This window comes from Streptomyces sp. ACA25 (assembly GCF_028200735.1).
Lineage (GTDB): Bacteria > Actinomycetota > Actinomycetes > Streptomycetales > Streptomycetaceae > Streptomyces.
Map to the genome: position 1 here is coordinate 19,368 of NZ_JAQKPV010000020.1, position 22,448 is coordinate 41,815.

Sequence of the window (22,448 nt, forward strand, 5' to 3'; positions counted from 1 at the left end):
TTTATTGCGCAGATCGGTATGGCAGAGCGGCGCGGGCGCGAGGCACCCGGGGGCCTCGCGCACCGGGCAGGCGGCCTGACCGCGCCGAAGATCACATGGGACATACCTCTTGCCTTACAGCACCGAACACATAATGATAAAAAAAATCATATTTTTGTGACTCGTACGGCTCGGCGGGAGGGCGGCTGTGGATGGTCGGTGCGGCCCACAGGGCGTCACTCCGGGGTCCTGCGGAGAGGCTCGGCCGGGCGCGCCGGTGGCTGCTCGCGCCGGGGCCAAACCTCTGATCTGCCGTTGTGATGTGCGGTACGGCGCTCAGGGAGCACGGGAGCCGACTCCAGCCTGTACCACCGCGTGTAGCCCGAGCACTGCCTGCCGGATGTGCGATCCGGAAATCCCGAGGAGCTGTCCGGTACCGAGCTCCGCCGAAGCCTGTGCGGACACGATGTCTCGATCACGGTGACACGAAGTCCGTTCGGCATTCGGCGGCGCGTTCCCCCCGCCCGCACGTGTCCACTCTCGGAGGTCACTGATGAGCATGGAATCCTCGGTCACGCGCACACCGGTCGCCTTCCCCGCGCATCACTCGCTCGGACAGGTCCAGGAGAGACAGGTGCCAAAGTGGCCGGATGCTCCGCTCTCCGAGGTGCAGGAGGTCCCCATCGATCTGCTCGCCCCGGCCGACTCACCTCGCAACAAGGGTGTCGACACGCGGCACGCGCGCCTGCTCGCCGCGTCGGACGCCGTTCTACCGCCCATCGTCGTTCATCGCGGCACGATGCGGATCATCGACGGGATGCACAGACACCAGGCAGCCGCGCTGAGGGGCGAGAGGCATGTGGCGGTCCGGTACTTCGAGGGGAGCGAGCAGGACGCCTTCGTGCTGGCGGTCAGGGAGAACACCACACACGGCCTGCCACTTTCCGCCGAGGAGAGGTCCGCGGCGGCCCAGCGCCTCCTTGAGTCCCACTCGCAGTGGTCCGATCGGGCGATCGCCGCGATCGCCGGCGTCTCCACCAAGACGGTTCGCTCGCTTCGCCGGGACACCGAGTCGGCGCGTGCGGTCTCCCGAGTCGGCCGCGACGGGCGCGCGCGGCCCGTCAGCACCGCCGACGGGCGACTGCGGGCAAGCGAGTTACTGGAGAAGGACCCCGAGGCGTCCTTACGCACCGTGGCCCAGAAGGTCGGCTTGTCCCCCTCGACGGTACGCGACGTCCGTGAACGTCTGCGCCGGGGGAAAGACGTCGTTCCGCAGAGACAGCGCACGCACAGCACACATCGGTTAGGGCCGCCGTCCGCGTCCGTGTCCGCGACCCCTCCCGGTCAACCGGGCGGGACGGTGCTGAACCTGACGAGGGACCCCTCCCTGCGCTTCACCGAGGACGGCCGTCTTCTGCTCCGCCTGCTGGTGATGCACCAGTTGCCGACCCAGCGCCGCGAGAAGCTCATCGCCAGTGTGCCGCCACATGCCGCGACGGCGGTGTCAGCGGCCGCCCGCGAGTGCGCACGTGCGTGGAGCGCCTTCGCCGACCAGCTGGCGGCCAGTCAGGGGGGAGTTGCTTCCGGAGAGAGACGGACCACAGCTCCCTGACTGTGCGACTGAGGTCCGGCTACAGTTGCACAGGGGAGCACGTTGTCCGGCCTTCCGGAACGCTCCGCGGTGCAGGACGAGAGGTGCCAGTTCCGCCCAGGCCGCTGCCGTCAGTGCTGCGCCGGTGATGGCAACCTGCTTCTCGGAAGACCTTGACGCTCCTCGTACACGGAAATTACTCGCCCAGCCGTCCGTTGTGGGAAAGGCTGTGCTGGTGCAGCGCTCAGCGGCTTCTCTCTTGACAGGATTTCGCGGAACCTGAACGATGATTGTGTTCGGCAAAAATGTTCTTGACCGATCACCGATGCCGTTCGTCAGTAATACGGGAACGTCGAGCAGTCTTCAGAATGCCCGAGTCATCGGATGGCTTACCGCCTGCCGGGACTTCCATGACGAAGCCGTGCGGCTGGCCTTGAGATCACGTGGCTCGATTTCGCGCATCGCTCGGGAGTTCGACGTGAACCCCGAAATACTCAGCTCATGGGTCCGTCGGTATGAGCGGATTCGAGGGCTCAGGAGCCGGATGGAAAACTCGTTCCCTGGAAAAAGCCGCTGCGTACTTCGCGAAGGATCCCCGGTAGCGAGCAGGGATTTTATCGGAACGATGCGGCTCGATACTGCGGAGAACGCGTATCTCGTCGGGTTTGTATGCAGCAGGCTCGGCGTTTTCAGATCCGGCTACGAAGGCGACAGCGGCCAGATTCAGCAACGGCACGACGCTGTGAGGAATAAAAGCTGTTGGTCCAGAAGGTCTTCACCATGTCACACGGCACCTACGGGCACTGGCGAGTCCGCGTCCAGCTCCTGCGCTGGGGACGCGCCGCGGGACAGGAGCTCGCCCGCTGTCTCATGCGTGACTGGGCTTGTGCCGTGCCAGCCCTGGCCGAAGCGGTGCTCCCTGACCCGACCACGGCCGGCTCCGTACCGGACCTGGTGCAACGCGACTTCATCGCCGAGGCCCCGGAAATAAACTTGTCGGCGAAATCACCTATATACCTGCCGGAGAGAGATGGCTCTACCTTGCGACCGTGATCGACTGCTGTACCAGAGAAGTTATCGGATACGCCATGGACGACCACCATTACACATCCCTGATATCATGCGCTATACGTAGCGCTGCCCGCAAGGGGAAGCTGGCAAAGAGGGTGGCTGAATCGTTCTTCGGCGCGTTGAAGAACGAGACAGAGTCACGCGCGACATATTCCACTCGAGACGTTATCAGATGCATCGAAATTTGGTACAACCTCAAGCGTCTTCATACGGCAGTGGGGCACCGACCCCCGCGAGAGGTCCACACTGAGTTCGGAGTACTTCTCCTCGTAGTATGAATGGACCGATCATACCGCTGTCCGGAAAAGCGAGGCCAACCTCAGATCACGTGTATCCCTGATCGCCGGATCGGACAAGGGTGCTCTCGGACAGGTGTAGAGAGGGCCAGGCCTGTCCGCGTCAGCGGACATGTTGACGCCTCATCATTCGGTGGCTTAGCGTCACATTCTGGCTACGGTTTGCGCCCGATCGGGCGTCGCTCATCCCTCGAAAGGATCGCGATCGCATGGTGCAGCCACGTGACACGCAGGGCCGGTGGGTGGCCCGATCGAGCGCCGGTCGTCCGAGGCCGGTGTCTCCACCGGACGTCACGGTCATGACGAGACCCGGCCTTCGTCGGCAAGGCAGTTGACACCTCCGTACCTCGCACGGCTCCGTATCTCTGCACCGCGCACTGACCCGCAGCCGCTTCCCTCGGCTCTGCTTTCCTGCCACCCCCACAGGTAGTTCCCGCACGCCCCTGTGTGGTCGCGCGCAGCTCTGTCATGCCCGCGGCAACGGAGGCGTCCCACCGTTCCTGTCATGGATGACCGGCATCCCTGGAGGCATTGATGTCCGCAGTATCGGATCGAGGACAGTCGTCGACCTTCGACATCGACATACGCACTCTGCTGCCAGCAGATTCACCACGCTTCGCGCTTGACCAGGCTCACGTACGGGCACTCGCGGAGAGCGAGGAGGAGTTTCCGCCGATCCTGGTGCACCGGGCGACCCTGCGCGTTGTCGACGGCATGCACCGCCTGAGGGCCACAGAGCTGCGCAACCGGCACAGCATCGGCGCGCGCTGGTTCGAGGGGGACGAGGGCGCGGCCTTCCTGCTCGCCGTGGAGTCCAACACGCGGCACGGACTTCCGCTCTCGAGTGACGAGCGTAAGCAGGCTGCGTTGCGGATATTACGCACGTACCCCCACTGGTCCGACCGCAGCATTGCCGAGAGGACCGGCTGGAACGCCACCGGCGTGGGCGCGCTGCGTCGGGACATCGCTGACCCGGACGCGCGACCGGACGCGCGTGTCGGCCTTGACGGCCGGGTCCGTCCGTCCACCACGGCGGACGGACGCCGGTTGGCCGCCGAGGTGATCAGGCAGAACCCGGCAGCCTCGCTGCGGGAGATCGCCAGGCGAGCCGGGATCTCCGTGGGGACCGCCCGTGACGTGCGATACCGGCTGGCCCAGGGGTGGCCGGCGGTTCTTGACAGCTGCCGGTCCGACGGTCCCGCGGCCACAGCCGATTCCACCGCCACCACGCCGCCCGCGCCGGACGAGGGCCGTGCGGGTCGTGGAGCCGCGCCCGATCTCGCTCGCCGCGTCACCCTCTTCGACGGGCTCCGCAACGATCCCTCGCTGCGGCTCAGCCAGAGCGGACGGCTAGTCCTGCACCGACTGCACGCGCAGCTGCGGACGGCTGAGGAATGGAAGCGTCTCGCCCCCACCATCCCCTTGCACAGACGGAGCGCGGTGGCCGACATCCTGTCCGCCTGCGCCGACGACCTCAAGGGAATGGCTCAGGACCTGCGTTTTGTCGAGGACTCCCTGACCGGTTAGCGCCAGCCGTACGCGGTGGTGGAGCCGGGACCCATGGGCGGAGGTCGGGTCCTATGGGCAGAGGCCGTGAGCCTGTGGACGACGGCGGTGACGATGAGCCGGCGGCTGACCCGCCACCGCCCGTGAAGGGTGTGGAGCGGGCGTCCCTCGTCGTCGTGTCCGGTCCGAAGGAGACGGGCGCGGAAGGTCTGCCGGTACGGGTCGAGGGCCAGCTCAGCCTCGCGGAAGTCCAGCCACGTCCCGGTCAGGGGAAACCACGCTTTGTACACGGACTCTTTCGCGCTGAAGAACAGCCGGTCCCAGTGGAACGCGGGACGGGTGTGGCGCAGCGCCGCCAGGCGGTCCCGCTCGGACGGTGACGCGATCCGGCGGAGAAGGCCAGACGGCAGCGGCGCGTGGGGCTCGGCGTCGATGCCCAAGGCGGCGACGTCGAGCCTCAGGGACACGGCGGCGGCACGGTAGCCGTCGCAGTGGGTCATCGAACCCACCACGCCTTCTGGCCAGGTTGGCGCACCCCTATCGCCCGGCACCATCGGTCCGGCCGGACGCCCGAGAGAGGTCAGGGCGAGCCGCGCGCAGTGCCGCACGGTGGCGAACTCCCGGCGTCGACGGTCCACGGCTTGGCTCAGCACGGCCGCCTCTTCCGGGAAGATCCATGCGTTCGGGACGTCGCCGAACTTCTCGGCGGTCAGGACCGCTGTCGGCACCAGCCCGGTCAGGAGCGTGGTCGTCATCGCTTCGCCTCCGACGGCTTCCCGCCTGCGGCCGGAACAGAACCGGCGCGCCGTGCCGCCGCCTCCCACTCTGCGGCCAGCTCCCGCAGATCCGCGTCGACCATCTGGCGCGGGTAGGCCCAGCGCAGCAGGGGCGCGGTCATGGCGGTGGTGACGAGGGCCATGACCACCATGAGCGAGTACAGGTCCGAGTCGAGCAGCCCCAGTTGCAGTCCCATGCCGAGGATGATGAGTTCGGTGAGACCGCGGGTGTTCATGAGAATGCCCAGCGACGTCGCCGACCGCCCGGATAGGCCCGTGGCCCGCGCTCCGAGGTAGGCGCCGCCGAACTTGCCGCCTATCGCGACGAGGAGGATCAGGCCCAGCTCGCCGAGTCCGTCCCTGTCCACCGTGCTCAGGTCCACGTTCAGTCCGGCTACCGTGAAGTACGCTGGCAGCAGCATCCAGGTGATGGTTTTGAACCGGTCGACGACCGCCGCGCGCACCTGTTTCGTGCCGTGGTGCGGCACGATCACGCCGGCGAGGAACGCGCCGATGATGAAGTGCATCCCGAACCACTCGCTCAGCGCTCCGGACACGAGCAGGAGCACTGTCAGCACAGCGAGCGGCGCGGCACCCGGGGCTCGCTCGCTGGCACCCGTTCCGCGCGGCTCCCGGGTGATCAAGAACCTGCCGAGGAGAGGCCGTACCACCGCGACCATTCCCACTGCATACGGCAGGATCAACAGCACCTGCCAGGTGCTCTGGTTCCCAGCGAAGGTGAGGACGGCTGCGAGCAGCAGCCAGGCGACGATGTCCCCAGCAGCCGCGCTCGTCATCGCCAGAGCGCCAACTCTGGTGTGCTGCATGCCCCGGTCGGTCAGGATGCGAGCCAGGACCGGGAATGCCGTGATGGACATGGCCGCGCCGATGAACAACACGAAGCCGAGCCGGTTGTCGACTGTGTGGTGGTTCCACAACCACACAGCCAGCGCTGCGCCGAGTCCGAAAGAAAAGACGATCGACCCCACGGACACCCCGACCGCAGCACGCTTGTTCCCGCGCAGCAGCCGGTGGTCGAGCTCGAGCCCGACCAGGAACATGAACAGCGCGACGCCGAGGTTGCCGAGCGTGCTGAGCATTGGCCGGACGTCTAACGGGAAGACCGCGTCCGAGAGGGTGCCGTGGAACAGTGTCGGACCGAGCAGGACGCCGGCGAGGATCTCACCGAGGACGGCCGGCTGGCCGCACCGCCGTGCGAGGCGTCCGAGCACGTGTGCGAGCGTGAGGATCAACGCCAGACCGACCATGATGATGGCCGTTTCGTGGGAGGTCATGAACGCTCCTTCTCTGCGGGGCGACGGGGCCCGCGGCGGTGATGCCGTACCGGGTCAGGGGACAGCGGAAGGTCCGGTACGTCGGAAGTGTGAATGCGTTAGACACTGGGATCGGGGAGTTGCTAGGTTGAGGGCTATGGCGAGCCCTGAGGCGGAGAGAAGCGAGCCACCGGTGATCCGGTGGCTGATCGCGTAACACTCTGACGACCTACTTCCTCCGGCCCCGTTGCCGAGTAATGGGTCGCGCATCCGCCACGGATCAACCGCATCGCGGGATCACGCCCGGAGCTCTCTCCGGCGCTTCTCCCACGCCAACGCATGACCTTCCGTCCATGCGTCGCGTTTCCCCCTTCTGCGATGTAGTTGGAGCTTCTTCATGCCATTCGCCATCTACGTTCTTGGGCTGGCCGTATTTGCCCAGGGAACGTCGGAATTCATGCTGTCCGGGCTGTTGGAGGACATGGCCGCCGACTTGGGCGTGTCCCTTCCGGCTGTCGGCTCGCTCACCTCGGCCTTTGCCGTCGGCATGGTCGTCGGCGCACCGTCGGTCGCGATGCTGAGCCTGCGATGGCCGCGCCGACGGGCGCTGCTCGCCTTCCTCATCACCTTCCTTCTCGCCCACGTCGTGGGCGCCCTCACCCACAGCTTCGAGATCCTTTTCATCACGCGGGTGATCGCAGCCCTTTCCTACGCGGGCTTCCTCGCCGTCGGCCTCGCGACCGCGGCGAGCATGGCCGGACCCCAAGCCAAGGGCCGGGCAACCTCGGTTCTCCTGAGTGGACTCACGCTTGCCTGTATCGCGGGGGTCCCCCTCGGAGCCCTGGTGAGCGAAATCTGGGGCTGGCGCGCGGCTTTCTGGGGTGTCGCGATCATCTCCACCCCCGCAGTCTTCGCGGTGCTGCGGTCCGTGCCGTCGACACCCGTAGACCCCGCGGCTCCGAGTGTCCGCTGCGAACTGGGGGCACTCCGCACCCCTCGGCTGATCATGACCCTCGTGCTCGGAGCGCTGATCAACGGAGCGACATTCTGCTCGTTCACGTACCTTGCGCCTGTCATCACCAATGTGACGGAGCTGAGCTCCGGGTGGGTGCCCATCACGCTGGCGCTGTTCGGCATCGGGTCCTTCGTCGGGGTCAACGTGGGCGGCCGACTGGCGGACCGCCGTCCCGGCCAGGTGCTGGCATTCGGCGGTATCGCGCTGCTGGCGGGCTGGCTGATCTTCGCCCTCACGGCCGCGAACCCGGTGGTGGCCCTGATCCTCATCTTCTTCCTGGGAGCATTGTCGTTCGGCGTGGGCTCCACGCTGATCGCGCAGGCCCTCTACACGGCCTCGGACGCCCCCACACTGGCCGGCGGCTTCGCCACCGGCGCCCTGAACGTCGGCGCTGCTGCCGGACCCGCCCTGGGCGGTCTCGCACTGGGAGCTGAGCTCGGCTACCGCTCGCCGCTGATGGTGAGCGCCGTACTCGTCGCCGCCGCCCTCGTCGTGGCAGGCGTGGCCCGGGCAATCGGCATTACCGGCGGCAAGGACGACACCCGCGCCACGCAGAACCGTCCGGCCGAGCGTTCGGTCGAGGCCCGTTCCTGACCGCCGCTCTCTGCGTCCGATGGCCCGTTCCCTTCGTGGGGACGGGCCACCAGCCGTGCGCGCGGAGCGCATGGGACCCCCGTCAGAGCAGGGAGAGGAAATGGGAGACCATCTCCGCCGACTGCTCGGGGTTCAGACGCGGGTCGCACGTGGACCGGTAGTCAGTAAACCGCGGCGGCTCGTCTTGCTCCGACACGCACTCGGTGACTGGGTCGGGGGTCAACTCCAGGTGGAGACCCGCGGGCCACTGCCTGTGCGTCCTCAATGCCCGAGTGAAGGACGCGATCTCGGCACGCATCGGCTCGATCAACCGGGTCTTGTGGCCGGACAGCTTCAGCCCGTTACCATGCATGGGGTCACAGAGCCAGACGACCGGTGCGCCGTGGCGGGCGACCGCTTCGACGACCGGCGGCAGGAGCCGGTCCGCCTCCTTCGCGCCGAAGCGCATGATGAACGTCAGCCGCCCCGGAACGCCATCCGGGTTCAGCGACCGGCTCAGGGCGACCGCGTCCTCCGGCGACACTGCCGGCCCCAGCTTGACGCCGATCGGATTGTGCACGGCCTGGGCGAGGGCGACGTGGGCGCCGTCCTCCCGACGTGTTCGCTCGCCGATCCACCCGAAGTGGGCGGAACCGCTGTACGTACCGTGCGAGCCCCTCCTCGCAAGCGCCCGTTCGTACGGCAGGAGAAGCAGCTCGTGGGAGGCATAGACCCGTTCCAATACGGGCCGCCCCGACCAGGAGTGCCGGATCTCGTCGAGGACGAGCCGCGAGCACGTGTACGCGGTGAGGAGCCGCCTGGGCTCCGGGGTCCTGGCCACAGGCTCGAACTCGGGCTTGTTCACGGCGTCGCCGCAGTAGCTGGGCATCTGCCGTCCCGAGCCCGAGTCCTCCGTCTCGAACGGCGACGAGCGCGGCTTTCCGTACTGCCCGGCGATACGGCCGACGGCCACCGTGGGCAGCCCGCTGCCGGCCCGCATGATCGCAGCGAGACCTTGGAGATTGTCCACCTTCTGCCGGACCAGCTCTGGAAGGGCCTCGTGGAAGCGTTCGGCGCAGTCGCCGCCCTGGACGAGGAGTGCCGAGCCACAGGCAACCAGGTCCATTCCGCTCATCAGGTCGACGACCTCGTTCTCGGTGGTGAGGACGGGCAGCCCGGCCAGCTCTCGTTCCACTTCTGCGAGGGCCCTTGGGTCCGGCCAGTAGGGCTGTTGCGCTGCCGTCCGCCCGGTCAGGGACGCGAGCGTCGTTGTCGCGTGCATCGTGGTCTCCTCCGCCCCGCACGGAAAGATGCCGTCAGGGCTGTAACGGGTGTCGTACGTGTGGTCCGAAATGTCGGGCTTAACGCCGGTCCTCGGGCGTCAGAGCCCTCCGGCTGATCACCAGGTCCTCGACGCGGCACATCTCAGTGATGATCGTGTCGTAGAGGCTCACCAGGAACGTCTCGTCGAGGCCGTGGTCGGCCGCGTAGCGGATCGCTCTCGCCTTGACCAGGTTGACCCGGCCGGGTTGCATCATCGGGACATCGTGCTGGGACTTGTACCGCGCGATGCGGACGCCGCAGTCGATGCGGCGGCGCAGCGTGTCCAGTAGCGTTCCGTCGAGAGTGTCGAGTTCCGTGCGCAGTCGGTGCAGCTCGTCCTGCTCGGTCATCGGTCCGTCTCGCCTTCGTCGTCGGTGCGGTGAATGGTGCGGAACAGCTCCCGGCAGCGGTCCTGTTGCGCCGTGAGCTCGGGTCCCATGAGCCGACGGAGCTCGTCGAAGACGCTGTCCAGGCCTTCGGTTTCCCGGTGGCCGTCACCGTCGCTGTCCTTGTTGTGGAGGTCGGGGTCGTCGCCGACGAGCGAGGCGAAGGAGTGCAGCGCGTCGGCGAGCGCCCTACGGGCGGACGCGGCCCGGGGGTTGGACCACTGGATCTCCCCGTACACCTTGGGGCTGCCGCCGAGTACGCGGGCCAGCAGGGCGAGTAGAACCTGATGGGGTGGTGGCGCAGTCTCCGTCAACGTGCGGACGTCCACGCCCAGCCGGGCGAGCGCGATCCCGAAGGAGACGATCACCGCGTGCGTCAGGGCTTGGGTGGCCGCGGTCGTCCGGTCGTGCTCCTCCGCCGAGAGCCGTACGGGTCGCCCGCCGCCGCGCTCGACGAGCCGCAGCAGGGCGGCTACGCCGGGCCCGTCCCTCGTGATCACGACGGCCATGGGCCGACCAGCCATGCCGACGACCGGGTGGAACATCGGGTTGAGTCCGACGTGCTCGACACCGGGGGCATGGGCCGTGAGTTCCGCAGCCATGCCCGTCCTGACGGAAAGCGTGTCGGCGAGCAGCGCGCCTGATCGCATGAGCCGGGTCACGGGGGCCACGGCCTTGAGGGCCACAGCCTCGTGGACGGCGAGCAGGACGAGGTCCGCGCGGCCGAGGGCGGCCGCCAGCTCGGGCCCCGGCGCGGTGATGTCGGCCACCAGACAGGTGTCCCGCTCCTCCGGAGGCGGTGCGACGTCGACGACGAGCGTCCGACTGCCAGCCTCCCGCAGCAGCCTGGTGAACATGCCGCCCACCGCTCCGCTACCGCCGACGACGACACTGCGGGCGAAGCCGCTCATCGCGTGCCCGCCACGGCGGTGCTGTCGAGGGCGGAGACCATGGCACGTGCCTTCACCACGGTTTCGGTCAGTTCCTCCTCCTGGTCGGATAGGGACACGATCGCCCCGCCGACGCCGAACTCCGCCCGGTCGGCGGCCAGCACGATGGTACGGATGACGATGCTGAGATCGGCGGCGCCGCTCAGGGAGAACCAGCCGAGCGCGCCGGAATAGACGCCCCGGGGGCCTTCTTCCAGCCGGTCGATGATCTCCATGGTGCGCTTCTTGGGCGCACCGGTCATGGAGCCACCAGGGAAGGCCGCGCGTACACAGGCAGCGGTGCTCGTGCCGGGCCGCAGCCGCCCCCGGATTGTCGACACCAACTGGTGCACGGGCGCATAGGTCTCCACCTCGAAGAGCCGGGGCACGTGGACGGAGCCGATCGCGCAAACGCTGTTGAGGTCGTTGCGGACGAGGTCGACAATCATCAGGTTCTCGGCCCGGTCCTTCTCCCGACTGGCCAGGTCGGTGCGGAGCCGTTCGTCCTCCTCGGTCGTGTCCCCTCGGGGACGGGTCCCCTTGATGGGCTTGGACTCGACGCCGCCGTCCGCGTCGATCGTGAGGAACCGCTCGGGCGAGGCGCTGAGCACCGACAGCTCCGGGAACTCGAGCAGGGCGCCGTACGGGACCGGGCTGATCGCGCGTAGCGCGGAGTAGAGCGGCATGACCGTCGCCTCCGTCGGCACCGTAACCATGTTGGTCAGACAGATCTCGTACGACTCGCCGTTGCGGATCTCCTTGAGGCATTCGTCGATGCGCTTGAGGTACGCGTCCTTGTCATGGCGTGCCCGAGCCAGGGGGCCGAAGCCCGCCGCCGCCTCGGGAGCGCCGAAGGCCATGGCGGGGGTTCGATCCGCCGGGGCGCGGACGGCCAGACCGGTGAGGGTCTCGGTCGTCTCCCGTAGCCAGGCCCGTGCCCCGTTGTCCTGACCGCGGCGGTCGAGTGCCAGCAGGTAGCAGCAGCCGTCCTGGTGGTCGAGAGCGATCGCGCGGTCGGCGAAGAGGAAGGCGGCATCGGGGTGCGGGGACCGGTGCGCGGGTTCGCCGCTCGTCTCGGCCTTCAGCTCGTAGCCGAGATAGCCGACGTAGCCGAGGTTGAACTCGAAGGGCAGCCCAGAAGCGGCGGGTACGCGCCGACGGTCGAGTTGCTCCTCCAGGTACGTGAAGAATTGCTGCGGTGTCTGCGTCGTCCTGCCGTCGGAGCTGCGGACGGAGACGACACCTTCTGCAACCCGGTAGGTGACGTACTCGGCGAGCGGGCCGCGGTCGTCGCCGAGGAAGGAGAAGCGCGAGGCGCCTTCAAGGACGGCGCTGCTGTCCAGCCAGAACGTGGCGCCTTCGCCGGACAGGCAGGTGCCGCGCACCTCCTCGGCGTCCGGAAGCACGTCGACGCGGCGCACGTGGATCTCGTACGGGGAGTCCGCAGCGCGTGGTCGCGCCCGGTGGTGGGCGAGAGCGAGGTCGCGGAAGTTGGACATGATCTCCCGGCCGAAGTCACTGCCGATCGACTCCGGATGGAACTGGACGCCCCACAGGGGCCTCTCATGGTGCCGTAGACCCATGACGACGCCATCGTCGCTCCAGGCGAGGGGCTCCAGCTCGTCAGGGAGGTCGGTGGCGGCCAGGGAGTGGTAGCGCACGGCGGTGAACGGCGAGGGGAGACCTCTGAAGACGTCCACGCCGGTGTGCCGCACCTCGGAGACCCGGCCGTGCATCGGCTCCGGGGCGAGGCCGACGGTTCCGCCGAAGAGCTGGGCGATGCCCTGGTGGCCGAGGCAGACGCCGAGGACGGGCAGACCGCTCTCGGTGATCGCTTTTCGGCTGTTCCCGAAATCCCTCGCCCGGTCCGGACTGCCGGGCCCCGGTGACACGACGATCGCGTCAAAGTCCTCGATGGGCAGCCGCGACCAGTCTGCGTCGTTGGGTACGACCACAGGGGACTGACCGGTCGCCTCACCGATGCACTGGAACAAGTTGTAGGTGAACGAGTCGTAGTTGTCGATCAGGAGCGTGCGCATCATGAGGCACCTTGTCTCGAAGGGCTCGCCGAAGGTCGCGTGGGGCGGCGCTTCGCGGGGCCGAGGGATGGGGCCGCGAAGAGGGGAAGGCCGGAGGGAGAGGGGCCAGACACGGGGAGCGGGGCCTGCGTGCCGAGACCCGCGAGCGTCGCTCAGAGGCGCAGCGTCCGTCGGAGGTGCAGCCGCTCGGCGGTCCCACCCTTGTCCTGGACGTGCCGCACCAACAGGTCGCTGTCCACGATGGCGGGATGGCTCTCGTCGTAGTCGATGGCCATCACGATGCCCATCCAGGGTTCGAGGCCCATCGCGTACACGTAGACCGCCTCGGGCTCCAGCGCGTCGACGATCTCCCTCGCCTGCGGGAAGTTGGAGCCGTTAAGCCGTCGGCTCTGGTCGGTCTTGCGGTCCAGCGGCTCACCGTAAAGCGGACCGTAGATCCAACTGGCCGCCGCGCCGATGCTTTCCATGCCGATGAAGACGGTGTCCACCGACCCGATCACCTCGGCCACCTTCGTGTACATCGTCGGCGAGATGTTCGTGGAATCGGCGGCGAACAGCATGGAACGCTCTCCGAACCGGAGCAGCCAGCCCGTCTTGCTGCGGATCCGCAGATCCCCGTGTTCCCCCAGGAAGGGCAGGGCGACGACCTCTGCGGAGCCGCAGGACAGTGTCTCTAGGTCGTCGACCTCGACGACGTCGGTGAAGCCCAGCTGGCGCAGTATGCCGCCGAGTCCGGGGTCCACCAGACTGGCGTTGGTGGACTTGGGTACCAGAACCCTGCCGACCCGGTGCCGGATCCGCAGCAGGGTCTCGAACAGCATGTGGTCCTGGTGGTTGTGGGTAATAAGCAGGTGATCGATCCGCTCCGGCAGATCGGCGAAGGTGAATCGGTTTTCCGCCCCGCCGGGGTAGCCGCCGTAGCTAAGAACCGGGTCCACCAGGAATGTTGTGCCCCGGTAGCGGGCGAACACGCAGGCATGGCCCACGTATTCGAGGACGTCGTCGCCGGCCGCGGGAGCGGCGGGTTCCGCGGCGGGCGGCGAGATGGGTTCGAAGTACGAGGCGAACTGAGCGGCCCGCTCGCCCTGCAGACTGAACCTCGTCGCCAGGTCGCTGAGTTCTGCTTCGGTCAGACCGCCGCGGAAGACCCTGTCGAGTAGCGGAGAGTTCAGGGGGACGTCGACCAGCAGCTGTTCCGGGCCGTACTCCAGCATTGGCGTCGTAAGGGCAAAGTCGCGCGCGTCCTCCGTGACGGGGCGGAAACGCACCTGCTGCCAAGACGCGTCGTAGTACTCCGACGCGTACATCAGAGGTTCGATGAATCGGTAGTCGGCCGTGCGGTTGTCTCTGCTGTAGAACACCTCCACCCGTCCGGCCAGTGCCTGCGGCAGCTCCTGGTAGACGGGATCGAGGCATTCGCCGCGGTAGCGGGGCAGGATGTCCTCCTCCAGCTGCCGGATCGCCTCGAAGAGCTCGTTCAGCCGAGCCCGCAGTGGAGCCGTATCCCGGTACCAGGCCTCGATGGCGTCGCGGTGCTCGTGGGCGTGGATCCAGGGGCCGCCGTGCATCCGGCGCTGCCGGACGGCCGCTGCGTGGACCTGCGGGTCGTCGAGGTAACTCTCGACGATGCGGGTGAACCGGTTGTGGATGAAGCGGGCGAGGGTCTGCGGCGGTAGCAGATACGACCAGCCGTACCAGCCGGCGATGGCCGGCTCGACCGCGATGTCCTGACGTAACGAGTAGTGCATGTCGGCTACGGCTTCCTTCCTGCTAGCGCGGCGACGACGCCTGCGCGGCGCTGTTCTGGGCATCTGTGATGGCCCCGGTCCTCGTCCCGTTCCCGGTCCCCGCTCCGCCCCCAGTCCGAGCGTCCGGCATCGTGCCGAGTAGACGGCCGAGGATGTCGTGGTCAACTGCGCAATGAGAGGAGGGCCAGCCCGGGCCGCTCAGTGCCGCCTGCATGGCGGCCAGGAGCGGCGGGTCGACTTCTCCGCCGTCCCGCACCCGCTCGAACCACTCGGCAGGCGCCAATACGTCCGACTCCGTGAGCCCGGTGTGGTGCAGCAGCTCCTCGAGCGCGTACGTGCGGTGGACCACGACCGCAGACCGGGAGTCCGAGCCCTGGGAATCGCCGTCGGCTGTGCCCGGGCTCGCGCCGAGGCCTCCGAGAATGGTCTTGGCCAGGGTACCGACGTCGCAGACCGGCACGTAGCCGCTGAGACGGGGCATCGCGCGCATCCGGCGCGCGGTCTCGATCAGGCCGGTGAACCAGTCGTTCTTCAGATAGCCGTGGTCCTCGGGCCGGTGCCCGTAGACTAGACCGGCCCGGTAGTGGGAGACAGCGCACCCCAGGACGGCGAGGGTGTTCACGTACTCCTCGCTGATCAGCTTCGACCGCGAGTAGGGGTCACCCACGGTCGTGAGGGTCGCGGCCGACAGGGGCAGAAAGTCGGCTCCGGCTGAGGCGGCCGAGAGGAAGGCGAAGGAGCGGGCGCCCAGGGCCGCCGCACCGCGGACGACGAGTGCCGTGTTGCGTACGCTGCTGTTCATGTGTGTGTCGAGCGGCAGCAGGTGGTTGACCTGGTAGCCGCAGTGCACCACCGCGTCGAGGACGGGTCCGCACCGCTGGTCAACCCACTGTTCCAGTTCCTCATAGGAGATCGCCCGCACCTGAGCGTAGTCGGCGACCTCCCGCCCGAACCGCGTGCGGTGCCCGTTCAGGCCCTGGTCGGGGTCGCCGGTGCTAACGACGAGGGTAGGGCGACCGACGGAGAGTAGCCGGTCGAGGACGTGCCCTCCTATGAAGCCGGACGCGCCGGTGAGTAGCACGGTCCGGTCGCCTGGCCCGGCCCAGGGCACCGGCCTGTGCCGGGTGTCACGACGGAGCACCGGCAGTTCGGCCCGCAGAGCGTCGCGCTCGCTCTCTACCCGGCGCAGCAACGTCTCGACGGCGGGCTCCGCCGGGGCGACGGCCTCTCCGCGCAAGTGACGCAGGAAGGCGGCCGGGGCGAAGTCATAGTCCATCGCGGAGAACGCGGCCTCGACGGCCTCCTCGCCGTGCGTTTCGGAAAGTTTGACCTGGATCTGGATCATGGCGAGGGAGCTGCCGCCCGCGTCGAAGATCGACGTGTCCGGACCGATCTCCTGGCCCAGAACGGCGGTCACGACGTCGAGTACCCGCCGCAGTTCCGCCGCATCCCCATCCGGGGCGCCGCCCGGGGACGTGAGCTGCTCCCGCAGAGCGCTCCGGTCCACCTTCCCGCCGGAAGTCAGCGGGAGTGCGTCGACCAGCACGACCTCGTCGGGCGCCTCCCAGGCCGGCACCAAGCCCCTGATCCGGGCCATCAGCGACTCCTTCGTGGTGCCGCCGTCCGCAGCCGTGACCAGCAGGATCGTGGCGTCCTGCCGTACCAGTGCCACCTCCCGGTCCAGGTGGTGGGAGAGCGTGGACTCGACGTGAGCGACGTTCACCCGGTGTCCGAGGCGCTTGATCTGCTCGTCGATCCGTCCGTCGTAGGCAAGTCGGCCGTCTTCGGAGATGGTTACGATGTCTCCAGTGGCGTACGCGGCGGAGCCGTCGACCGTTCCGAAAACCTTGTTCTCAGCCACGTTCCCGCCGGCGTAGCCGAGTGCCACGCCCTCGCCCACGATGGTGAGTTCGCCCGTGCCTGCCGTGGCGTGGTCACCGGTGTCGGGGTCGCGGACGAAGGCCCGGAAGCCGTCGATGGGGGTGCCAATGGTCGGCGTGAACTCCGTCATCTCGGCGAGGGAGAAGCAGACGGTGGCCTCCGTCGGGCCGTAGGCGTTGAACACCCGGCTGTACCGGGCAGCCTTGAGGTACTCGCTCTCGCCCAGGGCCTCGCCGCAGAACTGCACCTTTCGGATGCGGCGGCGCGCTGCCTCGTCGAGCCGCGCGTAGACGGATGGCGACAGCATGGCTAGGTCGCAGCCGTGGGTGGCGAGGTGCCGCGAGACGGACCCCAGCCACGAAGCTTGGTCCCGCACCGGGACGACGAGGGTCGCTCCGGCGTACAGGGTGCCGAGGATCTCACTGACGGAGGCATCGAACGAGAGCGACGCGAAGTGCAGGACCTCGTCGCCCGCCGTGATGTCGAGCAGGCGCCGAAGGGAGCGGCAGAGGTTGAGCAGACCGCCGTGCCCCACATCGACGAGCTTGGGGTTGCCGGTCGAGCCCGAGGTGAAAATGGAGTACGCGATGCGGGAACGGGTCGGCTCCTCGGGCGCGCCACCTGCCGGCACCGGGTCGTTGGGCCAGCCCACGTCACCGGTGTGCAGGGAGCGGACGCCGGCCTTCTCGGCTCGCACTAGCGCCTCGCGGTCGAAGCAGATGAGGAGCGCCGCGTCCGCGACACGGACGAACTCCTCGAACCGGTCGGTGGGAAGGCCGGGGTTCATCGGGGTGTGGACGGCGTGGCTGCGCATCGCCGCGAGGGCCCAGACCACGGCTTCCGCCGTGTGCTCCCCGCAGACCAGGACGCGGCGGCCCGCGGGGCACTCGCGGTCGATCCGGCCGGCGAGCGCGCTCGTGGTCCGGTCGAGCTCCTCGTACGTCCAGGTCCGTCCGGCGGTCCGCAGCGCGGTCCGTCCGCGATGGCGCCGGAAGAGGTCAGTCAACAGGTCCGAGAGTTCCACCACTTGCTCCAAGTCGCTGCTTGATTCGGTCGAGGACGTCGGCCGCGGTCCTGGGGGAGAGGAATCCGCGCTTGTACTGCATCCGCAACAGCGGCGGGCCCGGCCACGACCGGTCGGCGAGGAACTTGAGGTCCTCGAAGACCCGCGCGCTGCGTACCGGGACCCAGCGCCATCGGCCCGGCTCCGGACGCATGAACGTGGTGTCGGAGACGACGATGCGGGGCATCCGGCCGCTGGTGAACGCCCGTGCGAAGGCGTCGAGGTCGGACATCGTGAACCGGCCTAGTGACTCCTGGGCCTGCCGGGTCTCCGCGAAGTACTCGGGGGTGTACGTCGCGGAGGACCCGGCCTGCACGACGAGCGGCTTGATCTCGACGTAGTAACCGCCCTTCGTCGCAAACTTCCAGCGAGAGAAGGGGTACTGCAGCACCAGGCCGCCGCCGAGGGTCGGGAGCAGGGCGGTGGTGACGGCGCTGAGCAGCTCGTCGAAGGTGATGCCCTCGCGGAGCGGTAGCCAGCTCTCTGCTGACGCAGAGATCGTCGGGATCCCCTTGCGGCCCGGTGCGGGCAGGTCGCCGAGGGCCCGGGTGACCTCCGCAGGGTCAGCAGCCGGCAGGGCGGCGTACTGCTCCATGGTCCGCTCGTGGTGGCGGTAGCGGGAGCCGATCCGGCCCGGCAGGGCCTCGCCGCGCAGATAGGCCCTGATGTGCCGAAGCAGGTCGACCACGTCTGTCAGGTCGACTACGAGATGACTGAACTTGACAAAGACGACGTACTCGCCATTCGTGTGTGGCCAGTATGCGAGGTGCGCCGTCTCGTCGAGTCGTAGCGGGTGGCTGTTGTGATATGCGGTGACCAAATCCGCCAGAGTGTCGAGGCCGCCCTCGATCGGTCCCGGCTGCGGGGCGAGGGTGACGATCACATCCTCTTCCGTCACGTCGACCAGGTTCGCGAGCGCCCGGGTCAGCCCGAGCCGTTCGACGAACTCCCGCCACGCGCCGGGATCCTCGACCCGCCCGGGCTCGATGGTGCCGACGAAGGCCGTGCACGGGTTGACGTCGCAGTCCATGCCTAGGTTGGCGAGGAAGCTGTAGATATCGCGCACGGCGACCGCGGCGGGGCGCAGGCCGGTACGGGCCGCCGTCCCGTGGGTGCCGGCCGTCACCGGGTCACCGTCGTGCCCCAGCCGAACTCGACCTGGTCGAGGAGGTCCATCTCCGTCAGGAGGGTGTGGATCCCCGAGTGGTCTTGCACGAGGTGGGTGCCGCCCTGGGCCTCGCGTACCTCGGCGGCGGCTTTCTCCCAGCCCGGGACGCCTTCGAACTCGACGATCGTCTCCCAGGTCGTGAAGTCGGGGGCGATGAAGGCCTCCAGACCCGCCACGACCTTTTCCAGGAGGAAACGGCGCTGGTTGGCCGGGAGCGCCTCATACACCTGCTTCATCATCTCGCCGGAGATCGATGCATGGCAGTGCTCGTCGCGGTTGTGCAGCTTCACCGTGGTGGAGTTGACGACCTGAATCTGCTGGTCGTCGGCAAGAAGGTCGAGGTACGCGTTGATGGAGATTTCAGCGACCGTCGCGAAGCTCAGCGTGGTGAGGCTCCGCTGCCAAGACTCCTCGCACCGGTCCAAGTGCGCCTGGTAGATCGTGGTGATGTGCGAGTCTGGCAGCACGCGGTCAGAGAAGTCGCTCCGGCGCATCCGTCGCGTGATCGCACTGCCGTTGATGTGCATGAGCGTGTGGTACTGCTCGTCCACCATGGCCTGTGCGACGGCGAGCTCCAACTGTTGGCCGCCAAGACCCGGGTACGTGCCGCCGATGACCAGTTCGAAGGCCGGGTTGGCGATCCGCTGCTCGATCAACACCGTGTTCCGGTTGTAGGCCACCCAGCCCCAGCTCAGCAGACGGGAGCGGGTCTCTTCAGAGAGACGCTCCCAGATCGGGTGGGCCTGGAAGGGGACCATGTCCTCCCGGAAGTCCGGGCGACCGGGATCGAACAGGGCGTAGACGTCCGGTTCCTCGCGCTTCACGGCCGCGCGCCGGTGCCAGTTCCCGACGAGCCGGTTGATGACCGCATTCTCGGCGGGATCGTCCGCGTCGAATGCCGGTAGTCCGCCGATCCGGACGTGCCCGTCGTGCCCGGCTGCGCCGGATTTCTCGTCCGTGTGGTCGCGCATGGCCCACCCCTTCCTTTTCCCCTTTGCAGGATCAGTACTTCCCGGGTCCGGCGTATTCGAAGTCTGTGGGCACCGATCGCAGCCCGCAAGAGCGTGCAGATCACCACCCTGTGCAACTGTAGGGGTGGGACAGTTGCACACCCGTCGGTGCCGGCACTTCGTTCGGACCCACGCGATCCGCACGGCCTGAACGACCTTGCGTGAGCCAGAGGCCTATGACATAAAAATTGAGGCGTTGGCCCGGAGCATCAGTGGGCCGCCGACGTGATCTTTCTGTATTTTGTACTGGACGGAGGCATAGAGGTGACGGAGCAAATCCAGAGTGCCGTCGTGTCGGCGCTCGACGAGATCAATCTGACGCGTGCCGAAGCGATTCCCACCGATAATGTGCTCGACTTATGTCTCTACGGTGATTCCGGTGTCTTCGAGTCGATGTACTTGGTGGCCTTCCTCTCACTGGTCGAGGAGAACATCGAGGACGAGTTCGGCACCGAAATCTCACTCACCTCCGAGAAGGCGGTGTCCCGTCGGGTGAGTCCCTTCAGCAGCGTCCGCAGGCTGATCTGCTTCATCGAGGAGGAGCTCGAACTCGTCGGTGTGCGCGGTTAGCAAAGGTCGCTGCTCTCATGATTCTTTTGATCACCGGAACTCGGACCGGTATTGGCAGGGCCCTCGCGGACCACTTCCTGGAGGCCGGGCACGATGTCGTCGGGTGCAGCAGAAGACCCGCGACCATCGACCACTCGCGCTACCGGCATCACGAGGTAGATCTCGAGGACCTCAATCAGACGAAAAGAATGTTCCGAAGCATCCGGCAGGAGTACGGAAAGCTCGACGCACTAGTGAACAATGCCGGTACCTCGTCGATGAATCACTTCATGACGACCCCCGACGAGGTTTCCCGGAAGATATTCGACGTCAATTTCTTCGCCGTGTTGAACTGCTGTAGAGAAGCGGTCAAACTGCTGCGGAAGTCGACAGAACAGAGCTCCGCAATTCTGAATGTATCCACGGTCGCGGTGCCCTGGGCCATCGAAGGACAGCTCGCATATTCGGCCAGCAAGAGCGCGGTCGAACAACTCGTCCGCGTCATGAGCAAGGAGCTGTCCGCGTTCGGTATCAGGGTGAACGGGATCGGGCTTCCGCCCATCCACACCGTACTGACGAGGACCGTGCCCCGACCCAAGATCGAGACCCTGATCGCGCGCCAGGCGATATCCCGCCAGTGCACGACGGCCGACATCGTCGGACCGGTGGAGTTCCTGATCGGTCGGCAATCGGAGTTCATTACAGGCGAGACGCTCTTCCTTGGGGGTGTGCACTGAATGCGCGAAGAACTGGTACGAAGGTTCGAGGACTTCGGCACGCGGACGGCGCTTTTCGACCGCGGGGCCGCCGTCACGTACGCGGAGCTCCTGAAGCGGATCCGCGACACGCGGGAACGGCTGGTGCTCCACGAGGTGAAGCCGCGGGAGACCGTGGTCGTCCACGGCGACTATTCACTGAACTCGGTCGCGACCCTGTTCGCGCTCTTCCTGAGCAGGAACGTCGTCGTGCCGGTGGTGAGGCTCACCGACTCGACGCTCGACACCCTCGTGGAGCATTGCCGGCCGGGTCATCTGGTCAGGACGACCGAGGCCGGTGTTGAGATCCAGGACCTTGTGGAGCCGACGGACGTCTCCACCGGCCCGGTCGGCGGGGCCGATCCGGCCGCTGCCACCGGCCCGGGCGCCGCTGAGGGGTCCGGCACCGTCCACGGCCGGCTCGGTGACCCGGACGCCGCCGGACTTGTCCTGCTCAGCAGCGGCAGCACCGGCGCACCGAAGGTCATCCTTCACAGTCTCGATGTCCTCGTCGGTGAGAAGCTCGAGAAGCGACCGCGCCGCCGGCCGAACGCCCTCAACATTCTCATGGTGCTGATGTTCGATCACATCGGGGGCATCAACTCGCTGCTCAGCACCCTTCTCGTCGGGGGCACCGCGGTCCTTCCCCGCCACCGCACCCCAGACGAGGTCTGCGCGCTGATCGAACGCCACCGGATCCTTATCCTCCCCACGAGCCCGACCTACCTCAACCTGATCATGGTCGGCAACTACCATCGCAGGTACGACCTCAGCAGCCTGCGCCTGATCACGTACGGCACCGAGCCGATGTCCGACGAACTCCTCCAGAGGGTCCACCGGACATTCCCGGGGGTGCGGCTGCTCCAGACCTTCGGGACGAGCGAGACCGGTATCGCCACCACCACGAGCGAATCGTCGAGCAGTACGTACTTCAAGATTTCTGATGCCGGTGTGGAGTACCGGATCGTCGACGGCGAACTCCAGCTCAGGAGCCGGACTCAGTTCCTGGGCTATCTGAACTACGACGACGATTCGCTGACCGAGGACCGCTGGTTCAGGACCGGAGACCTGGTCGAGGAGGCAGCCGACGGCTATCTCCGGATCAAGGGTCGGGCCAAGGAGGTCATCAACGTTGGCGGAGAGAAACTCCTCCCGCTCGAACTCGAATCGGTCCTTTTGGGCAGCCCCCTCGTCGAGGACTGCGTTGTGTATGGGAGGCCGAACGCGATCACCGGCCAGTCCGTGTGCGTGGACATCAAGCCCAGGGGCGAACTCACCCGCGCTGCCCTCCGGAAGCACGTGACCGAGTTTCTCGTCGGCCGGGTCGAGCCGTTCAAGGTGCCCTCGAAGATCAACCTGGTCGACACGCTTGCGATGTCGGACCGCCTGAAGAAGCTGCGGTCCCGGCCGGGCGCGGACGAGCAGTGAAGGTCTTCCTCCCGCCCGCGCGGGTACGCCGGACCCGTCCGGCCAAGCCCCCACGCCAAGCTCGCTCCGTGCCGCACCGGTGCGGAGT

At 67.4% G+C, this 22,448-nt stretch carries 17 protein-coding genes and 1 pseudogene; 8 read left to right on the forward strand and 10 right to left on the reverse strand.

Annotation, left to right across the window (positions count from 1 at the left end):
- Window positions 1-613 precede the first annotated feature (613 nt).
- The 4 genes and pseudogenes from PJ985_RS22250 to PJ985_RS22255 all read left to right on the forward strand — a co-directional run bounded on the left by PJ985_RS22250 (window position 614) and on the right by PJ985_RS22255 (window position 4,464).
- Window positions 614-1,591 (forward strand): ParB/RepB/Spo0J family partition protein, encoded by a 978-nt coding sequence (locus PJ985_RS22250; RefSeq protein ID WP_271685681.1) that lies wholly within the window; start codon window positions 614-616, stop codon window positions 1,589-1,591.
- A gap of 304 nt (window positions 1,592-1,895) precedes the next feature.
- Window positions 1,896-2,561, forward strand: coding sequence for a helix-turn-helix domain-containing protein (locus tag PJ985_RS23500; protein WP_443033566.1), 666 nt, complete (start codon window positions 1,896-1,898; stop codon window positions 2,559-2,561).
- Window positions 2,560-2,919, forward strand: a pseudogene (locus tag PJ985_RS23505) (DDE-type integrase/transposase/recombinase); the annotation flags it as partial. The gene PJ985_RS23500 and the pseudogene PJ985_RS23505, both read left to right, overlap by 2 nt.
- Before the next feature lie 552 nt (window positions 2,920-3,471).
- The gene (locus PJ985_RS22255) at window positions 3,472-4,464 is read left to right on the forward strand and encodes a transcriptional regulator (protein WP_271685682.1); all 993 of its coding nucleotides are present in this window, start codon (window positions 3,472-3,474) and stop codon (window positions 4,462-4,464) included.
- Here the strand turns inward: PJ985_RS22255 and PJ985_RS22260 are convergent.
- Together PJ985_RS22260 and PJ985_RS22265 are read right to left on the reverse strand one after the other, a co-directional pair.
- Window positions 4,461-5,198, reverse strand: coding sequence for a 4'-phosphopantetheinyl transferase family protein (locus PJ985_RS22260; protein WP_271685683.1), 738 nt, complete (start codon window positions 5,196-5,198; stop codon window positions 4,461-4,463). The genes PJ985_RS22255 and PJ985_RS22260 overlap by 4 nt on opposite strands.
- A complete protein-coding gene (locus PJ985_RS22265; protein ID WP_271685684.1) occupies window positions 5,195-6,514 on the reverse strand; it encodes a cation:proton antiporter in 1,320 nt (439 codons plus the stop codon). Before PJ985_RS22265 ends, PJ985_RS22260 begins: the two co-directional genes overlap by 4 nt.
- A gap of 376 nt (window positions 6,515-6,890) precedes the next feature.
- On the opposite strand from PJ985_RS22265, the gene PJ985_RS22270 reads away from it, so the two are divergent.
- The gene (locus PJ985_RS22270; RefSeq protein WP_271685685.1) at window positions 6,891-8,102 is read left to right on the forward strand and encodes a Cmx/CmrA family chloramphenicol efflux MFS transporter; all 1,212 of its coding nucleotides are present in this window, start codon (window positions 6,891-6,893) and stop codon (window positions 8,100-8,102) included.
- Between the two features lie 82 nt (window positions 8,103-8,184).
- Here the strand turns inward: PJ985_RS22270 and PJ985_RS22275 are convergent, their stop codons facing one another.
- The 8 genes from PJ985_RS22275 to PJ985_RS22310 form a co-directional block, all read right to left on the reverse strand.
- A complete protein-coding gene (locus PJ985_RS22275; RefSeq protein ID WP_271685686.1) occupies window positions 8,185-9,363 on the reverse strand; it encodes a 3-deoxy-7-phosphoheptulonate synthase in 1,179 nt (392 codons plus the stop codon).
- 79 nt (window positions 9,364-9,442) lie between these two features.
- Window positions 9,443-9,754 carry a 4-amino-4-deoxychorismate mutase CmlD gene (gene cmlD, locus PJ985_RS22280; protein WP_271685687.1) on the reverse strand — a complete coding sequence of 104 codons (312 nt, stop codon included), beginning with the start codon at window positions 9,752-9,754 and terminating at the stop codon, window positions 9,443-9,445.
- Window positions 9,751-10,701, reverse strand: a complete 951-nt coding sequence (locus PJ985_RS22285) for a prephenate dehydrogenase dimerization domain-containing protein (protein WP_271685688.1) — start codon at window positions 10,699-10,701, stop codon at window positions 9,751-9,753. Before PJ985_RS22285 ends, cmlD begins: the two co-directional genes overlap by 4 nt.
- Window positions 10,698-12,758, reverse strand: a complete 2,061-nt coding sequence (gene pabB, locus PJ985_RS22290) for an aminodeoxychorismate synthase component I (RefSeq protein WP_271685700.1) — start codon at window positions 12,756-12,758, stop codon at window positions 10,698-10,700. Before pabB ends, PJ985_RS22285 begins: the two co-directional genes overlap by 4 nt.
- Window positions 12,759-12,910: 152 nt before the next feature.
- Window positions 12,911-14,506, reverse strand: coding sequence for an MBL fold metallo-hydrolase (locus PJ985_RS22295; RefSeq protein WP_271685689.1), 1,596 nt, complete (start codon window positions 14,504-14,506; stop codon window positions 12,911-12,913).
- A gap of 22 nt (window positions 14,507-14,528) precedes the next feature.
- Complete coding sequence (locus PJ985_RS22300; protein ID WP_271685690.1) at window positions 14,529-17,393, reverse strand: AMP-binding protein; 2,865 nt, start codon at window positions 17,391-17,393, stop codon at window positions 14,529-14,531.
- Window positions 17,386-18,576 (reverse strand): hypothetical protein, encoded by a 1,191-nt coding sequence (locus PJ985_RS22305; protein WP_271685691.1) that lies wholly within the window; start codon window positions 18,574-18,576, stop codon window positions 17,386-17,388. The genes PJ985_RS22300 and PJ985_RS22305 overlap by 8 nt, the downstream gene beginning before the upstream one ends.
- Complete coding sequence (locus PJ985_RS22310) at window positions 18,573-19,589, reverse strand: AurF N-oxygenase family protein (RefSeq protein ID WP_271685692.1); 1,017 nt, start codon at window positions 19,587-19,589, stop codon at window positions 18,573-18,575. Before PJ985_RS22310 ends, PJ985_RS22305 begins: the two co-directional genes overlap by 4 nt.
- Before the next feature lie 303 nt (window positions 19,590-19,892).
- Here PJ985_RS22310 and PJ985_RS22315 point away from each other — a divergent pair, with 303 nt between their 5' ends.
- Genes PJ985_RS22315 through PJ985_RS22325 form a run of 3 tightly spaced genes read left to right on the forward strand, consistent with a single transcriptional unit; the run spans window position 19,893 to window position 22,360 of the window.
- Entirely contained in the window at window positions 19,893-20,198 is a 306-nt protein-coding gene (locus PJ985_RS22315) for a hypothetical protein (RefSeq protein WP_271685693.1), read from the forward strand.
- A 17-nt stretch (window positions 20,199-20,215) separates the two neighbouring features.
- Entirely contained in the window at window positions 20,216-20,914 is a 699-nt protein-coding gene (locus PJ985_RS22320) for an SDR family NAD(P)-dependent oxidoreductase (protein WP_271685694.1), read from the forward strand.
- On the forward strand, window positions 20,915-22,360 hold the full coding sequence (locus PJ985_RS22325) for a class I adenylate-forming enzyme family protein (protein ID WP_271685695.1): 1,446 nt from the start codon (window positions 20,915-20,917) through the stop codon (window positions 22,358-22,360).
- The last annotated feature ends 88 nt before the right edge of the window (window positions 22,361-22,448 follow it).

Excerpts from the sequence above, each read along its gene's own strand:
- PJ985_RS22325 (WP_271685695.1), top strand. The coding sequence starts at position 20,915 with ATGCGCGAAGAACTGGTACGAAGGTTCGAGGACTTCGGCACGCGGACG.
- pabB (WP_271685700.1), bottom strand. The coding sequence starts at position 12,758 with ATGCGCACGCTCCTGATCGACAACTACGACTCGTTCACCTACAACTTG.
- PJ985_RS22265 (WP_271685684.1), bottom strand. The coding sequence starts at position 6,514 with ATGACCTCCCACGAAACGGCCATCATCATGGTCGGTCTGGCGTTGATC.
- PJ985_RS22320 (WP_271685694.1), top strand. The coding sequence starts at position 20,216 with ATGATTCTTTTGATCACCGGAACTCGGACCGGTATTGGCAGGGCCCTC.
- PJ985_RS22255 (WP_271685682.1), top strand. The coding sequence starts at position 3,472 with ATGTCCGCAGTATCGGATCGAGGACAGTCGTCGACCTTCGACATCGAC.
- cmlD (WP_271685687.1), bottom strand. The coding sequence starts at position 9,754 with ATGACCGAGCAGGACGAGCTGCACCGACTGCGCACGGAACTCGACACT.
- PJ985_RS22270 (WP_271685685.1), top strand. The coding sequence starts at position 6,891 with ATGCCATTCGCCATCTACGTTCTTGGGCTGGCCGTATTTGCCCAGGGA.
- PJ985_RS22295 (WP_271685689.1), bottom strand. The coding sequence starts at position 14,506 with ATGCACTACTCGTTACGTCAGGACATCGCGGTCGAGCCGGCCATCGCC.
- PJ985_RS23500 (WP_443033566.1), top strand. The coding sequence starts at position 1,896 with ATGCCGTTCGTCAGTAATACGGGAACGTCGAGCAGTCTTCAGAATGCC.
- PJ985_RS22285 (WP_271685688.1), bottom strand. The coding sequence starts at position 10,701 with ATGAGCGGCTTCGCCCGCAGTGTCGTCGTCGGCGGTAGCGGAGCGGTG.
- PJ985_RS22260 (WP_271685683.1), bottom strand. The coding sequence starts at position 5,198 with ATGACGACCACGCTCCTGACCGGGCTGGTGCCGACAGCGGTCCTGACC.
- PJ985_RS22275 (WP_271685686.1), bottom strand. The coding sequence starts at position 9,363 with ATGCACGCGACAACGACGCTCGCGTCCCTGACCGGGCGGACGGCAGCG.
- PJ985_RS22310 (WP_271685692.1), bottom strand. The coding sequence starts at position 19,589 with ATGCGCGACCACACGGACGAGAAATCCGGCGCAGCCGGGCACGACGGG.